Genomic DNA, 18,630 nt, shown 5'->3' on the forward strand with positions numbered 1-18,630 from the left:
ATGTGTCCTAGATCCGGCAAGTCGACAGGGAGCGGTTCCACGTGTTCTTCCAACAAGCAGAAATCCCCCAAGAAGACAAAGGCAAAGCTTCAGATCGAACCCCTGGAACCACGGCTGTTACTCTCCAGTGACCTCACCTTCAGCGGCGCCGCCGCCTTTGATGTCACTCTCCATAGCGACAACGACAAGATCCAGATCATAGACAACGCGACCTCCAGCGTCATTGCGGAACAGGCGCTGGCGGACACCGGCCGGGTGGTCATCACCGGCTCCGAGGGGGCCGATAGGCTGAAGGTGGACCTGAGCACGCCCTTCAGCCTGGACGGCGGCATCGTCTTCGACGGCGGGTTGGGCGACGACCTGCTCGCGGTGAGCGGGACTGCGGCGACGCAGTGGACGGTGAGCGGGCAGGATGCCGGGAGCGCGGCGGGCGAGGTCTCCTTCTCGGGCGTGGAAAACCTTGCCGGCGGGGCCGACAACGACGACACCTTCACGGTCCAGGCGGCGGGCGGCGTCTCCGGCGGGGTCGACGGCGGCGCGGGAGGCTTCGACACCCTGGTGCTGGAAGGGGAGCACCAGCAGGCCTGCTTCACCGCGGATGGCCCCAACTCCGGCACCATCATGCTGGACGGCGGACAGCTTGCCTATGAAGGGCTGGAGCCCATCTTCGTATCGGCCAGCGAGGTCACCGTCATCGGCACCGCGGGCGATGACAGCATGGGCATCTCCGTCTCGGGAACCACGGTCTCCGTCAGCGGCTCCGCTATGGAAACCGTCAACATCGGCGTGACCCCCACCAAGCTCACTGTGGACGGCGGCGCGGGCACGGACAGCATCAGCATCAACTCCAACATCTCCCTCGCAGGGGCGCTGGAAATCGACGCGGAGAGCATCACCGTTTCCGGTGTGACCGTCAACGCGGGGAGCATCACCCTCGATGCGGATAGCGCGATCACGCCGACCCCCGCCGGGTTGCTCGGGCACACCCAAGGGGCCTCAACGGCGCAAGTCGTGGTGCACAACGCCACGCTGCAGGCGGGCAGCATAGATATTTCCGCCTCCTCCACCGTCAATGCCACCGATGAAAGCGGCGCCCTCTCCTGGATCGACGTCGACTCGACGGCGACGGTCACCGTGGATGGCAACTCGCAGTTGATCGGGACCAGCATCGACATCAGCGCGACCTCGGACGTCACCGTCAAGGGCAAGGCGACCGCCCAGGGAATCTTGAGCACCCTCGATGCCGGCGTCGCAGTGGCCGTGGTGGATGCCAGCGCGGTGGCAGGCATTTCGGGCAACACCCTCCTCGCGGGTGGGTCGCTCAAGGTCAAATCCGTCACCACAACCAAGGTCGATACCGTGGTCGATGGCAGCAGCAACCCGACAGCAATCGGCGGGGCAGTCGCTGTGGCGGACGTCGACAACCTGGCGGGCGCATCTGTGGACGGGAACGTACACGGCGGCGTGGGGAGCATCGAGATCACCGCGGCATCGGACGTCAGCAACACGGTGAGCGCGACGTCCACGCAAGGGGGCAAGACGTCCAGCGGCAAGACCGGCGAGGAGAGACCGGAGTCTGAGCAGGTGCTCGATGAGCAGGGCGCCGGCACCAGCGACGGCGATATCAGCTTCGCAGGCGCAGTTGCCGTAGCCGACACCGACGTCGTCACTACGGCCTACATCGGCTCCAAGGACGCCGGCCAGCAGACCGCCATCGTCTCGACCGGCAACGCGGTGATCGACGCCGGTTCCGTGGTGGTGAGCACGGCTGACGCGGACGGCACCAGCACATCCGGGGAAACCGGCGTCGGCATCGCGGTGGCCATCAACACGGCCAAGGTAACGGACACGGCCCAGGTCCTGAAAGGAACTCTGGCTGCCGCTTCGCTGACGGTGGACGCGTCCACGCCGGCCGGCAAATCCAACACCTTCTCCGCCCAGGCCACCTCGGGGGCAGGCGCCAAGGATACCGGCGTCGCCGGCTCACTTGCCATCAACATCGCGACGGGCCGGTACGAGGCCACCGTGGATTCCTCGGCCAGCCTCACCCTTTCCGGCGACCTCACGGTCAGCGCCGCGCAGAAGGTGACCGCAACCGCTTCGGCCACGGCCAAGACCGACGCGGACCCCGCCAAAAACGGTGTGGGTGCCTCGGTTGCGCTCAACATCGCCACCACGGATACGGCGGCGGAGGTTGCCAACGACGCCACCATCTCCAGCGGGGGCAAATTGTCCATCACGGCCGACTCCGATCCCACCATCACCACGACGGCGGTGGCCGGCGCGGCCGGTGACGACCTCGCCATCGGCGGTGCGGTCGCCCTGACCATTGCGGACAACTCGACCACGGCACGCCTCGGGACCAAGAGCGGCGCCACGACAGTCGGCGGCGGCTTGGTCATCGACGCCACGGAAGAGGGGAGCGAGACCACCTCGGCGGACGGGACCGTGGCGGGCGATTCGGTCGGCGTGGGCATCGTGTTTGCCTTCACGGCGGCAAGCGACGTGGTCAAGGCGACCAGCGAGCGGCAGGTGAACGCGGCCGGTGCGGCGAGTATCACCGCCACGGCCAAGGCGCGCTCAGAAACCAAGGCTCTCGCCAGCACCAAGGGGGAAGAGAAGGATTCCGGCGGCGCGGACAAGAAGGGGAACACCACCTCGCAGCAGCAGACCGACGATCAGCGCAGCTTCGCCCAGAGCAAGGCGCCTTCGACCACCGACACCAAGTCGAGTAAGGGCACCGAGCAAAGCAGCAGCGACGGGCCGGTCGGGGTCGCGGCGGCCATATCGGTCAACGTTTCCGACGTGTCGGCGGATGCGGCTGTGCTCGCCAATCTCACCAGCGGCGGCAAGGTCACCGTGGCCAGCAAGGCCAACGGCGACGCCATCGTCAACGCCGATGCCAGCGCCACCATCGTCGCCACCAAGGACGTCAGCATCGACCCGGTAAGTGCGGTGAACTACACCGACAACACCATCACGGCCACCGGGCACAACTGGCGCGACGGCGATCCCTTGACCTACAGCAGCGCCGGGGGCACCGCCATCAAGGGGCTCACCGACGGGCAGACCTACTACGTGATCAAGGTAGATGCCGACACCATCAAGCTGGCAGCCTCGGCGCAGGACGCCAAGGACAAGAAGGCGGTCGATCTGGAATCCGGCACCACAGGCGGCACCCATAAGCTGACCGGCGTCTCCCGCAGCGGCTCGGGCGACAGCGTCGGCGTGGCCGTCGGCGTCAACGTCGCCGACGTCTCCAACACGGCCCACCTGGGCGACGCCAGCCATGAGGTGACGGTCACCGGCGACGGCGTCACTGTGACCGCGACCATGGCCGGGGACGAACTTTCCTTCGACCCCGGTACCGACAACACCAAGACCGGCTACGTGGATACTGCAGCGGAGAGCATCGCCGTCGGCAACAACCACTGGAAGAGCGGCGACGCGGTGGTCTACCACAAAGGTGCTGCCGGCAATGACGTCATCGGCGGTCTGGAAGACGGCAAGACCTACTACGTGATCAGGGTGGACGCGACCCACGTGAAACTGGCGGCGAGCGCGGCCGATGCGCTGGCAGAAACGCCCAAGGCGATCGATCTCACCTCGGCGGGCACGGGTACGGGACACACCCTGACCGAGTTCACCAACACCCTCGGGGCTAGTGCGACTGCGGGCGCCGGCGCGCCTGACGTCGGCGTGGCCGGGGCCGTGGCGGTCAACGTGGTCGGCTCCACGACCGGCGCCACTATCGCCGCTGGTTCCGTCGTTAACGCAGGGGTCGATAATCTATCCCTCACGGCGACCAACAACACCGATTCCAGCGCCAACGCCACCTCGAAGAGCAAGGACGGATCCAAAACCGGCGTCGGACTCTCCTTCGCGGTCAACGTGACCCCGATCTCCACCACGGCGGAAATCGAGGACGGCGTAACCGTGACCGCTGCCGGCAAGCTCGACGTGCAGGCAAGCACCACGCCGACCATCACCACCAAGGCCGATGCCGGTGCAGCCGGCACCAGCACTAGCGTCGGCGGCGCCGTCGCGGTGACCTACGGCGACACCGAAACCGTCGCCCGCGTGGGCGCCGGCCCCGACACCAGCCTTACCGGCGCGGTTACCGTCAAAGCGAGCGAACTGAACGGAACCACGGTCACCGAGGCGGACGGGACCGCCAAGGGGGCCAACACCGGCGTCGGCGTCGCCATAGCGGTGGACGTGATGACCGACAGCGCTCGCGCTACGGTAGAGCGCGACCTCAGCACCACAGCGACGGATGCATCCACGGTCGAGGCGACCACGGTGGCATCGACCACGACCACGGCCACCGCCAGCGCCAAGGGGGAGAACAAGGACCAGTCCTCCGACAAGAACAGCTCGCAGAAACAAAGCGACAAGGCCAAGAACCAGGCGGCAGGGCTTGCCGGCGCCAAGGGTGCCGACACGAAGGACATGGACAAGACCTTCGACGGCTCCGGAGTTTCCAGCAACGAGATCGCCGTCGGCAAGAACAACTGGAAGACCGGCGACGCGGTGACCTACAGCTCGGGTGGCGGTAGCGCCATTGGCGGGCTGGAAGACGGCAAGACCTACTACGTGATCAAGGGGAGCGACAGCAGCAAGGTGAAGCTCGCCTCTTCCGCCGAAAACGCCAAGAGCGGGACGGCGCTCGATCTCAGCGCCGGGAGCGGCACCAGCCAGACGCTGAAAGCCAAGAAGAGCGATCAATCCTCCAGCAACGGCTCGGTGGGCGTCGCCGCCGCCATCGCGGTCAACGTCTCCGAGGTGAAGGCCGAGGCGGCGGTCCTTGGTGATTTCTCCAGCGACGGCGACCTGACCATTGCCAGCCACGCCAACGGCGACGCCGTGGTCAAGGCCGACGGCAGCACGGTCGCCAAGAGCACCGGCGATTCCGGGACCGCGGTTGGCGTTGCGGTCGCGGTCAACATCGCCGACGTCACCAATACCGCCCACACCGGCGCAGTCGACATCGACGCGGCCGACCTCACCATAAGCGCCGACATGAAGGCGCGCGGCAGCGACTCGACCCACACCCTTTCCGCCGATGCCAAGTCCGGCGCGGGCGCCAAGGGGACCGGCGTGGCCGGCTCCTTCGCCGTCAACGTGGTCACCGCGAAAACGGCAGCCTTCGTCGCGTCCGGCGCGACGGTCGATTTGTTCGTCCCTGAAAGCGGCAGCGATGCCCGGCACGACCTCAACATCAGCGCCACCAACACCGCGACCAGCCTGGCCAGCGCTACCTCCAAGACCAACGACGGGACCAAGACCGGGGTGGGCGCCTCGGTAGCGGTCAACGTCTCCCCCTTCGACACCCGCGCCGAGATAGAGGACGGCGTGACCCTGGACGGCGTCGCCGCACTCAAGATCGAGGCGACCAGCACCCCGACCATCACCACCAAGGCCGAGGCCGGCGCGCACGGCGACAGCACCAGCGTGGGCGGAGCGGTCGCCGTCACCTACGGCGACACCGAAACCACCGCGCGCTTAGGGACCGGTGCTGCCACGGAACTGGGCGGCGCGGTCACCATCAAGGCGAGCGAGAAAAACGGCAGGACGGTCACCAGCGCCGACGGCAAGGCCGCGGGTGAGGACGTCGGCGTCGGCGTCGCCATCGCGGTCGACGTGATGACCGACAGCGCGCGCGCCACCACCGAGCGCAACCTCTCCGGCGCGTCGGGCTCCTCCACCGTCGAGGCCAGCACCTCGGCGAGGAGCGAAACCACCGCCATCGCCAGCGTCAAGGGCGAAGCGAAGACCGGAGGCAAGGACAAGCAGGGCAACGCCTCTTCCCAGGAGCAGACCGACAAGCAGTTGAGCTTCGGCCAGGACAAGGCGGCCGGCTCGGGCGCCGACACCAAGAAGGACAAGGGGACCAAGCAGGAAAGTAATGACGGTCCGGTCGGCGTGGCTGCGGCCATCGCGGTCAACGTCTCCGATGCCAAGGCCGAAGCGGCGGTCCTCGCCAATTTCACCAGCAGCGGCAGCCTCAAGGTGCACAGCGCGGCCCACGGCGACGCCATCGTCAAGGCCGACGGCAGCGCCACGCTGGTGGTCGAAAAGACCATGACCTTCGACCCGACCATCACCGACACCACCGATGCCAGGTACGCACTCGACCTGGACGCCGACAGCATCAAGCTGGTCGGGCACGGCTGGAACGCCGGGGATCCCATCAAGTACAGCGCGGGCTCCGGCGGCAAGGCGATCGGCGGCCTGAACGACGGCCAGACCTACTACGTGATCAAGGTCGATGCGGACCACATCAAGCTGGCCGCTACGGCGGACGATGCCAACAACGGCAAGGCGATCGATCTGAAGACCGGCGCCACCGGCACCGCCCACAAGTTCACCGGCGCCGATAACGACTCCGGCGTCGGCGTCGGCGTTGCCATCGGCGTCAACGTGGCCGACGTGACCAACACCGCGCACATCGGGGCCGCCGGCCTCGCGACGCAGCCGACCATAGATGTCGACGGCCTGACCGTCACGGCTGACATGGTAGCCCGCGGCAAGAACTTCGACCCGGTCAGCGACAGCGAGAAGACCGGCTACGTCGATGTCACGGGGGACAGCATCACCGTCGGCAAGAACGAGTGGCAGACGGGCGACGCCTTGGTCTACAGCAAGGGCGACGACGCCAACAGCGTCATCGGCGGGCTGGAGAACGGCCATACCTACTACGTGATCAAGGTCGACGACACCCACATCAAACTGGCGGCAAGCGCGGCCGACGCGACCGCCGAGACGCCGACAGCGATCAACCTCACCTCCATCGGTTCCGGGACCGGGCACCGTCTCTCCGAATCGACCCATAGCCTCACCACCTCCGCGGTGGCGGGCGCCGGCGCCCCCAACGTCGGCGTGGCCGGCGCGGTGGCGGTCAACGTGGTCGGCTCCACGGCCGAGGCGTACCTGGCAAGCGGCTCATCCACCGACGCAGGAAGCGGCGATGTGACGGTCAAAGCGGACAACACCGTGGCGAGCGGCGCGAGCGCCAAGGCGAAGAACACCTCCACCGCCAAGACCGGCATCGGGGCCGGTATTGCCGTCAACGTGACCGGCGTTACCACCCGCGCCGAGGTCGAAGATGGCGCGGTGCTCACCGGCGGCAACAACCTGAGCGTCGCGGCGACCACCACCCCGAGCATCACCACCAAGGCCGAGGCCGGTTCCGCCGGAACCAGCACCAGCGTCGGCGGCGGCGTCGCGGTCAGCTACTCCGACGTCGACACCACGGCTCGCGTCGGCACGAGCGGCACCGATCTCCACATCGGCGGCAGCCTCACCGTCAAGGCCTACGAACTGGACGGCACGACCTCCACCACCGTGGATGCCACGGTAGCCGGGAGCGACGTCGCGGTCGGCGCGGCCATCGCGGTCAACGTCGCCTCCGCTACCGTTGCCGCCGACACCGCCCGGGTCATCGTCGCGGACGGCAGCGGCGCGTCCAGCATCGAGGCCAGGAACGTTTCGAGCAACGAGGTCTGGGCCAAGGCGAGCGTCAAGGGCGAGGAGAAAGCGGCCAGCTCGAGCGAAGACAAGTCGAACGAACAGACCCAGAGCGTGATGGATCTCGGCCTCGACAAGACCAAGGACAGCTCCAAGTCGGACAGCTTCAATACCCAGGACACCGACAAGGGCAAGGGGACCGACCAGCAGACCACCAGCGACGGGCCGGTCGGCGTTGCGGCCGGGATAGCCGTCAACGTCTCCCAGGCCACCGCCCATGCCAGCGTCAGCGAGAACCTCAGTGTCGGCGGCAAACTCGACATCCACTCCTCGGCCAACGGCGACGCCTCGGTGGTTGCCGATGGCACCGCGGTCATGGATGCCAAGGAGGCCAGCGACGAGGAAGGATCCTCGGACAGCTCCGGCGTCGGTGTCGGCGTCGCGGTAGCGGTCAACGTGGCGCGGGTGGAAAACGTGGCGCTGGTGGCTGAGACAGCCGCCATCTCCAGCCACGGCCTGTCGGTCACGGCGGACATGGCGGATAGAACAGGCGAAACGACGCCGACCCACACCCAGACGACGGAAGCCACCTCCGGCGCGGGCGTCGGGGGCAAGGTCGGCGTGGCCGGCTCCATCGCCGTCAACATCGTCGAGGTGGTGACCGATGCCCGCATCGCCTCGGGAGACCTGCGCGCAGCATCACACGAAGCCGTCAGCACCAACGGCGGCTCGCTGGAAGTGACCGCCACCTCGACCACGGACGAGTCCGCGACGGCCAAGCCTTCGGCACCTGACACCACCAAGGGAACTTCCGCCGGTGTGGGCGCCTCGGTTGCCGTCACCTACGCCGTCAACAGCACCAAGGCTGAGATCGAGGCGGTCGACGTAACCGGGAGTGTCGCCGACCTCAACATCGAGGCCACCGGCAGCAACACGGTCAAGACCGAAGCGGACGCCGGGGCCCAGGGTGGCGTCGGCGTGGGCGCTTCCGTTGCCGTCTCCATCGTGGACAACGACACCGTCGCCAGCACCGGCAGCGGCAGCGGCATCACCGCGACCGGCAGCGGCAAGGTGGCCGCCGAGCAGACCAGCTCCGTCACCACCAGTGCCAAGGCCCACGCGGCCGGTGAGAGCGTGGCGGTCGGGGCCACCGTGGCCGTGGCCGTCGACTTCGAGGACGTGACCGCCCAGGCTGGGCGCAATCTGGATATGACCGGCGGGCTGGAGATCTCGTCCCACGCCGGTTCCTCCAGCACGGTGGAAAGCCAGGCCAGCGCCAAGGGCGAAAAGAGCAGTGCCAATGGCGGCAAGGGTGCCGACGACCAGGTCGGCGACCAGATGGCCAACAACGGCAACACCAACAGCAAGAGCGACTCGAACCCGGGCGGCATCGACTACGCGAGCTTCTTCCCGAGCTTCAACGAGGAGAGCGATTCGGCCAACCAGGAATCGAGCTCCCAGTCGGACGAGGAGTCGAGCAGCGTCGAGGTGGCGGCGGCCATCAGCGTCAACGTGGTGCTGGCCCACAACACCGCATCGATCGGCGACGGGCTTTCCGTGAAGTCAGACGGGGAACTGAAACTTTCCGCGGTCAACGAGACCGATGCCGAGGCGAAGGCGCTCGGCCTCGCCTACGCCACCGCCGAGTCGAACAACGTCGGCGCCACAGTGGCGCTCAACTACGCCGAGATCTACAACAAGGCGACCGTGGGCGACGTCAGCGGCAACGGCGACGGCTCCACGGTCGAAGGGCATGGCGTCACCATCGAGGCGCTCACCCCGGCCGGCGAGAGCAACGACTTCACCGCCTGGGGGCTGGGTGCCGCAGGCGGGACCGGTGATGCCGGTGTGGCCGCCTCGGTCGCCATCAACGTGGTCAAGGCGGAAACCGACGCCATCATTGCACCCGAAAGCGACGTCACTTCCCACGGCGACCTCGGGGTTGCCGCCTGCAGCGATCTCGCGCTACAGACGGTGGCTGGCGGCGGTGGGATCGCCGAGACGGCAGGCGTCGGCGCGGCGGTAGCCATCAACCACGTCAACAACCAGACCACCGCGGGCATCGGCGCTAGCGCCGACGTCGACGCGACCGGGGCGCTGTCGGTAAGCGCGGACGCGAGCATCACTCCACTGCCGGTGGACATCGGCCTCACCTCGGTCGATCTCACCTCCATCGCGGCCGGTGCCGGGGTCTCCTCGGGCGACGCCGGCGTCGCGGGATCGGCCGGCATCAACATCTTCAACAGTGACACCACCGCCTATATCGGGGCGGACGCCCAGGTGAACCAGGACACCACCCTCACCCCCGAGGCGGACCAGAGCGTCACCGTACATGCCGGGGACGTCACTACCATCAAGAGCGGTGCCGGCACCATCGGCATCGGCATGGACGGGGCCGGTGTCGGTGCCGGGCTCGATCTTGCCGTGGTGACCAAGGATACCCTGGCCTACATCGACGACGGCGCGGATGTGAAATCGACAGGCGCTGTGACTGTCGAATCATTCTCCAACGAGGACATCGTCTCCATCGCGGCCAACGTTGGTGGTGGGAGTTCGGCCGGGATTGCCGGCTCCGCGTCGGTACAGGTGATCACTACGACCACGGCGGCCGAGATCGGCGCTAATGCGGTTGTCGACGCCGACTCCAGCGTGACCGTCAGCGCGGACGGCGATCTCAAGATCACCATGATCGCGGGCGGCGTGGGTGCCGCCGATACCGCCGGGGTGGGCGCGGCCAACACCACCCTGGTGCACACGGACAACGTGAGCGCGACAGTCGCTGACGGCGCCACCGTCCACGCCGACGGCGGCGACGGGCTCACTGTCACCGCCACCTCAACCGAGGACATCCTCTCCATCGCTGCGGCGCTCGGCGCCGCCGGCGAGGTCGCGGTCGCCGGTTCGGCGGCAGTCAACGTCCTCACCGAGAACACCACCGCCCATATCGGGTGCAGCGCCATCGTCACCGCCGATAACGGCGCAACTGCGGGGGCGCCGAGCGTCAACGTGGCTGCGAGCGACGATACGTCGGTCATTTCCGTGGCCGGTTCACTGGCCGCGGCCGGGACTGCGGCGGTCGGCGTGGGGGCCGACGTCGAGGTGATCAGCAAGCAGACCAACGCCTACATCGACTCGGGTGTCGATGCGGACGTCGAGGGGAACATCGTAGTCAACGCAGGCTCCAGCGAGGATCTCACCTCGGTATCGGCCGGCCTGGCTGGCGGGACCGTGGGGGTCGCGGTCAACGCGGACGTGCACGTAGTCACCACCACCACCCGCGCCTTTATCGGCGACGACCCGGATGACAAGATCGACAGCGCCGGGGCGGGTGACGTCCATGCCGAGGGCAGCATCGGCATCTGGGCCAACGACGTCACCACCGGCAACGCCGTCGTCGGCGTGCTCGCCGCAGGCGAAGTGGGTATCGGCGCGGCGGCCAACGTCAACGTCATCATCAAGCACACCAAGGCCTTCGTCGGCGACGGCGCCAAGGTCACGGCGGACGGTCAGGGTGACGGCATCATCGTCAAGACCGGCGTCATCAGCGCGGGAGTGGATACCTCCGCGGCGCACATGGCGGCCAGCCCCCAAGTCGATGTCAGCAATACCGACGCCGACAACGACAAGATCGACATGGGCAACACGCAACTAGCCAACGGCGACCTGGTCACCTACCACAAGGGGAGCAACAGCTCCGCCATCGGTGGCCTCACCGACGGCGCCAACTACCTGGCTCATGTCAACAACGACGGCACCATAACCCTCTACAACTACGACCCCAACAACGTATCGACCAGTAAGCAAAACGCCATCGCCGGCGGTGACGCCGGCCGCGTCAACGTGACCTCCAACGACAGTCTCGGCCACTCCTTCTCCGTGCCCAGTAAGGCCGGCATCGAGGCGGGCAGCGACCAGACTGCCAACCAGGCCCTGAGCGGCGACCGCTCACAACTGAAGAGCTCGGGGAGCGTCGGCGTACCGGACCTGGGGCCGATGGACCTGCACAACACCGGCAGCGGCGGCAACGACGTCCAGGACGACTCCCTGAACGGCAGGCGCACCACGAGCCTCGCCAGCACCACCTCCTTCCACGGCCTCGCGGTCACCGCCACCAACCGTGACTCCATGAACACCTTCACCATGAGCCTCGCCGGCGGCATCGTGGGCGTGGCCGTCTCGGCCGGTGTCGATGTCCTCTCCACCACCACCAGCGCCTACATCGGCGACTCAGCCCTGGTGAACACCGATCGAGCAAACGCCTCTACTTCCCAGAACGTGATGGTCGGCGCGGGCAACGACTTCTACCACCTTGCCGTCGCCGGAACGCTGGCGGCAGGGTACGTCGGCGTCGCCCCGTCGGTGGGCGTGGTCGTGGCAGGCAGCACCACCAGCGCCAAGATCGGGACCAGTGCGACGGTGAATGCCAGCGCCGACGTGATCGTGCAGGCGCAAAGTTCCGAGAAAGCGGTCATGATCGGCTTCGGCATCGCGGCCGGCGCGGTCGGCGTGGGCGGGTCGGTGGGTGTTTTGAGCCTCACCCCGACCACTACCGCCTCCATCGGCAATTACGCCAACGTCTATGCCGGTAGTGACGTCGTGGTCACCGCCCTTGACACTACCCGCGTCCTCGAAATCTCCGGCGCCATCGCCGGCGGCTTCGTCGGCGTGGGCGGCTCGGTGGGCGTGCTCTACATCAACAAGGACACCCAGGCGGTGATCGGCTCCAGCGCCCACGTGGATGCCCTCGGCAACGGCGACGGCGTCAGCGCGCTGACCGGCGCCATCAATCCGGACGGCAACCTGGCGGCAGTGACGGCCCACGGACTCGTGCTGCAGGCAAGCTCGACCGAGGACGTGACGCACCTGGTCATCACCGGCTCGGGCGGCTTCGTCGGCGTGGCAGGCAGCGTCGGCGTGCGCATCATCAAGGGGAACACCGCGGCGACCATCGGCGCCAACGCGATGGTGAACCAGGCGGACCTGGACGCCGACGGCACGGTCAACGAAGAAGGCAATGCCCTGCAGGATGTCTACGTGAACGCCAGCGACCAGGCGAAACTCCTCTCCTTCGTCGGGGCGGTGACCGGCGGCTTCGTCGGCGTGGCCGGCGCGGTCGATGTCGGCAGCCTGAACAACAACGTCTCCGCCAAGGTGGAGACCGGCGCGCACATCAACGCCAAGAACGACGTGGAGGTCAACGCCGTCAGCACCAGGAAACTGGAAGGGTTCACCGTGAGCGGCGCGGGCGGCTTCGTGGGCCTCTCCGGCACGGTCAACGTCTGGTCCATCGGTGAGAAGATCGACAAGACCTACACCGACAAGGACGGGCGGAAGCTGAACGCGGCGGCGGCCGGTGCGGCATTCGGCACGGCCGACGTGAACGGGGACGACTCCATCAACAATGCCGGCGGGCTCGAGGACGGCACCCAGGTCACCTACGACAACGGCGGCGGCAGCAATATCGGCGAACTGCAAAACGGCGCCAAGTACTACACCCGGACCGAGTCCGGCAAGCTCTACCTCTACGGGACCAGGGAACAGGCCCTCACCGGCGGCCTCGACGGCCGCATGAGCCTGTCCGGCGGCAGCGGCATCAAGCACACCCTGACCGGCATGAGCGCCGACGAGGATGCGGCGAACCAGGCAGAGGGCGGCACCGGCGTGATCGACTCGTCGATGGATGCCTTCGGCAGCGGCGACACCGGTGACGGCAACAAGAGCAGCACCGAGTACGTCAAGGGGGGCATGGGGCAGGCCCAGAAGGGGATGAAGGACAATGCGCTCAGCGCCAGCGACATCAACGACATGGTGCAAAGCACCCCGACACCTCCGGGCACGACCGCCATGGTGGCATCGGGAGCCGTCATCGATGCCGGTGTTGACATCGACGTGCAGGCCACCGGGTTCTCGGACATCGACATCATGGTGGGCCAGTTCTCCGGCGGCTTCGTCGGCGCCGGCGCCTCGGTAGGCGTCATCAACGTGACCGACAACGTCACCGCCAGCAGCGCCGGCACCCTCTCCGCCGGCGGCGACATCACCATCGATGCGGACCGCGGCGCGGACCTCGACGTCCTGTCGCTCGCGGGGCAGGCCGGTTTCGTCGGGCTCGGGGCCGCGGTGGTCGTGGTCGACGACGGCGGCACCACGGAGGCGAGCCTTTCCGGAACGGTCACCAAGGCCGGCTCGGTTACCGTGGACGCGGCCAGCATGCGCACCCCATACCTGAGCACCAACCAGGCCCAGACCGGCGCGGGGGCCATCGGGGCCTCCTTCACCAGGCTCACCGTCAGTGGCGACACCAAGGCCACGGTCGGCGATAGCACCCGCATCGGCGAGACGACCTCCTCGCAGGTAGGCAGCCTGAACGTGAACGCCAATGCCTACGTCGATGCCGACGTCGCCACTACGGCGCTCTCCGTCGGCGCGGTGGCCATCAGCGCCAACTTCGGCGTCCTCGACGTGACCTCCGACGTCACGGCCTCGGTCGGCAGCAGCGCCGACATCGACCTGACCGGCAACGCCTGGATCCACGCCGACGGCGAGGTCGACACGAAGGCGGATCTCCTTGCCGTGACCGGCGGCCTCGGCGCCACCGGTGCGAGTTACGTGGAAACCAACATCAACACCGACGTCAAGGCGAAGGTCGGCAGCAACAGCCGCATCACTACGACCGGCAACATCACGCTCGAATCGTGGTTCAACCATAACGGCTCCGGGGCCACCGGCAGGAAGGCCCAGGCGACCGCCTACGCCCCCTCCATCAGCGTGGGGCTCTCTTCCAACGGGACCGTCTCCAAAGCCCACAACACCGGCGGCAGCGAGGCCTCGACCGGCACCGGTTCGAGCCTCTCCGGCGGCACGGTCGATGTGAAGGCGTATTCCTCCAACGTCGCCAGCACCAACAACAAGAACTTCGCGTTCAGCGTCGGCGCGGCCCTCGGGCTCTCCACCGACACCGCCACCGCCGACGGCACGACCCTGGCCGACGTCGAAGGCTCCATCACCGCGACCGGCAACGTCAATATCCGTACCTCTGCCATCAACACCGCGACCGCCTACGCCGATGCGCCTACCGGCGGTCTTGGCGGCGGCGGGATCGGCACCAAGCCGACTGCTACCGTCACGCAAACCGTTGAAAGCAAGGTGGGGAGCACCGGCTCCATCAACGCGACCGGCGCCGTCGGCGTGATCACCATCGACGCCACGTCGACCAACACCGCCACCGCCGCGTCCAGGACCAGCTCCTTCGGCGCGTTCGCCATGGGCGCCAGCGACGTGACGGCGACCGCCAACGGCACCACCGAGGCGCATCTGGACGGCAGCGTCATCGACGCCACCGGGCTGACCATCTCCGCCAAAGGGACCAGCGACGCGGACGCCACGGCCGAGGCTTCCGGCGGCGGGTTGGTGTCAGGGAGCATCCCCCTGGCGACAGCGACCGCTTCCCCCACCGTCAAGGCCTACAAGGACGGCAGCGGCAGCGTGACGGTGGGGGGCAACGTGAGCCTCTCCGCCACCTCAGATTCCGACGCCGACGCTTCCGCCGAGGGGCTTTCGCTCGGCTTCGCAGCGATGGGGACCATGCGCGCCACGGCAACGGTATCGCCGACCGTCGACACCCACATCGGCGGCGGCACCATCACCACCACCAATGGCGGCACCGTCACCCTGAGCGCCAAGCACAACTACGGCGACTCCGGGCGCCTCACCGATCGCGGCGCGACCGCTACCGCGGACGCCGCCAGCGGCGGACTCGCCCTGAGCCTGCAAGGGGCGGTGCCGACCGCCATGGCCGCGGCCACGGTCGGCGTCACGGTAGGAAGCGCCACCATCCATTCGGCGGCCGGCATCGTCATGGATGCCAAGTCGTCGAACGTGGCCGTTGCCGAGGGGAAAGCATTCTCCGCGTCGCTCACCGTCGCCGCCGGCGAGACCGTCGCCACGGCAACGGGCAGTGGCAGCACCAAGACCCAGATGAACGGCACCATCAACGCCGCAACCGGCCTCACCATGGGCTCGACCGGCTTCAGCAGCGCCGATGCCACGGCCTATACCCCGGGCGGCGGCTTCGTCTCCGGGACCGGCGCCGGAGCCTATGCCTACACCCGCCCCGTGGTCGAGACCTCGATGGGCGCCACCGCCGACGTCGACATGACCGGCGCCATCACCATGACCGCCCAGGCGGAAAGTAATGCCGAAAGCGACGCCATCGCCAAGAACATCGGCCTCACCGCGGCCATCGGCGCCACCATCTCCCGCGCCGAGGACACCTCCGACGTCGACGTGATGATCACCAGCGGCGCGGACGTCGACACCACCGGCGCCATCACCCTGAAGGGCGCGCACAACGTCGTCCTCGACACCTGGACGGCGATGAGCGCCAGCAACAACAAGTACGGTACCGGCGGGTCCGAGACCGACACCACCTACACCATCAACAAGGGTGCCGACGCCTGGGCCAATACCGCCAGCGCCGGCCTCGCGGCCGGGGGCGGCGCCGATTCGAGGGCCATCGCCAACGGCACCGTGACCGCCAGCGTGGGCGGCTCGGTCAAGTCGACCGGCGGCAGCATCTACGCGTACAGCTACAACGCCAATAACGCCACCTCCGAGTCCGACGGCATGACCGCCGGACTGGTGGGCATCGGCGTGGTCAAGGCCGAGGCCATCTCCGGCGCGGACGCTCTCTACGCCAGCGGCCTCACCGCCGCCTGCGTGGCGGGCGGCGCCGACATCGACGCCAAGGGGCTCACCATCACCGCCACCTCCACCAACAACGCCAACGCTGACACCGTCGCGGCCGGCTATTCCGCCGTCGCCGGGACCGGCAGCACCGCCAAGTCGTACGTGGGGCCGGACATCAAGGCGTATGTCGGGGCTTCGGCCGACGTAGATATCACCGGCGGCAGCACCGGCACCCTCACCATCACCGGCGTCTCCAGCGGCGATGCCGAGTCGGATGCGACCGCCGTGGCACTGGGCGGCGTCGCCGCAGGCGCGGCAATCACTCGCGCCGAAGTAGCCTCCGACGTGGACGTCTCCATCGGCACCGGCGCCAACGTCCTCACCAGCGGCTTCATCAGCCTGACCGGCAGGCACAACATGAACGGCAGCGGCGTGGCTGAGAGCGCGCTCGGCGCCGACGCCTACGGCAACGGCGTCACCGGCGCGGCCCTGGGGGGCACCGGCGTCGATGCCGACGCCATCGCCAACGCCACCGTGGCCACCCATCTCGGCGGTACGGTCCATTCCACCGGCTACGGCGTCAGTGCGAAGAGCTACAACTGCAACGACGCCAAGGCCATGGCCTCCGGCTTGGTCGAAGGGCTGGGCGGGGTCGGCATCATGCGCGCCGACGCCGTCTCCGGCGCCAACCAGACGCTCACCACCGCCGGCGCGACCAAGGCCGATGTAGACGCCGGCGCCGATATCGACGCCACCTCGCTCACCCTGGAATCCTTCTCCAGCAACAAGGCGGACGCGGACACCGTCTCCGGCGCCGTCGCAGCGGTAGGCGCCACCTTCAGCACTGCCAACGCCACCGTCGCCCCATCCATCGAGGCCAAGGTGGGGCTGGGTGCAACAGTCGACGCCACCGGGACCGGCGGGATCAACATCACCGCCCGCTCCGAAGGTGACGCCGAGTCCGACGCAGTCGCCGACGACTTCGGCGCGCTCCTGGCCGCAGGAGCCACCACGGCCAACGCCAAGGTAAGCTCCGACGTCGACGCCGGGACCGACAACAACGCCCACGTCTATGCCACCAATGGCGCCATCACCATCAAGGCGCTGCACAACATGACCACCGGCGGCTCCGAGGTCGCCAAGGGCGCCGACGCGTACGCCAACGCCGCCAGCGCCGGCATCGTTTCCGTCCAGTCCGCCGGGACCAAGGCGGAATCCTACGCCGACGTCCGCGCCGTCACCGGCGCCTCCTCCGACCTCAACGCCAAGAACGACGTCACCGTCCAGGCCCAGGGCTTTAACCAATCGGTCGCCAAGGCCGACGGCGAGTCCTTCGGCGTGGCCGGCGTCGGTGCCGTCAAGGCCGAGGCCATCTCCGGCAAGTCCACGGATTACGTCCAGGCCAAGCTGGGCGACAGCTCCACCACCGAAGGGAGCAACGTCACCGTCAAAGCCGAGCACCGCGCCGACGCCACCTCCGAAGTTAAGCAGGCCAGCGGCGGGCTGATCACCATCAGCGGCGCCGGCAGCGATCAGTACGCCAACAACGCCAGCGCCAAGGCCGAACCGATGGCCGATGCCGCCGTGGGCAACAGCGCCACGGTCAACGCCGACCAGGACATCACGGTGCGGGCCGTCGCCAGCGGCCACTCCGACGCCGACAGCACCGGAAAAAATCTCGGTGCGCTGGCCGTCGGCAAGAACAGCGCCTCGGCTGACTGGCGCCCGACCGTCACCGCCTCGGTCGGCGGGGATGACGACCTCAATGCCGGGGACGACATCTACGTCCAGGCCTACAACAACTACAACGACGCCGGCGCCGAGCTCACCACCGAGCAGACCAGCGCCTACGCCGAGAACTCGGCTGGCGCCCTCATCGGCGCCAGCGGCTCCAGCGCGAGCGTCAACGTCGATTCCTGGACCAAGGCGAGCGTTGGTGAACGCTCTGACCTCGACGCGGGCAGCGCCACGACCGACGGTGAGATCGCCCTCGACGCCCTGTCCCACAACGACGCCAAGGCCTACGCCACCGGGCAGGTCTTCGGCGGGATTGCCATCGGCGGGGCCACTGCGACCGCCACCATCGACAACGACACCGTCGCCGAGACCGGCAACGGCAACAGCGTCGACCGGACCCACTTCAGCGCCGACACCCTGACCAAGGTACACGCATCATCCGACAACGACGGCGACGTAGACGCCATCGGCACCAGCGGCGGCGTGGCATCCTTCGGCACCGCCACGGCGACCCTGACCATCAACAGCAACAACACCTGGGCCAAGGTGGGCAACTACAACGAGGTCGAGGGGATCAACAGCACCTTCAGGGTCCTGGCGGAGAGCAGCGGGACCATGAACGCCAACGCACACCAGAGTTCCACCATCAACGGCATCTCCGAGGCAGTGGCGCACGCGACCGTCGGGATGCTGACCGGCTCAACCAAGGCGTGGGTGGGTACCTACACCACGGCC

The 18,630-nt window shown here is 67.8% G+C and carries 1 protein-coding gene (cut by a window edge); it reads left to right on the forward strand.

All coding sequences use genetic code 11. The features are described 5' to 3' along the window. Positions 1 to 18,630 carry the 5' portion of a calcium-binding protein gene (locus H7687_RS02105; protein WP_183344596.1) on the forward strand. 11,238 nt of this gene lie beyond the right edge of the window, so 18,630 of the gene's 29,868 nt are visible here — the first part of the coding sequence; it begins with the start codon at positions 1 to 3; the stop codon falls past the right edge of the window.

This window comes from Geomonas paludis (genome assembly GCF_014193585.1).
Classification (GTDB): domain Bacteria; phylum Desulfobacterota; class Desulfuromonadia; order Geobacterales; family Geobacteraceae; genus Geomonas; species Geomonas paludis.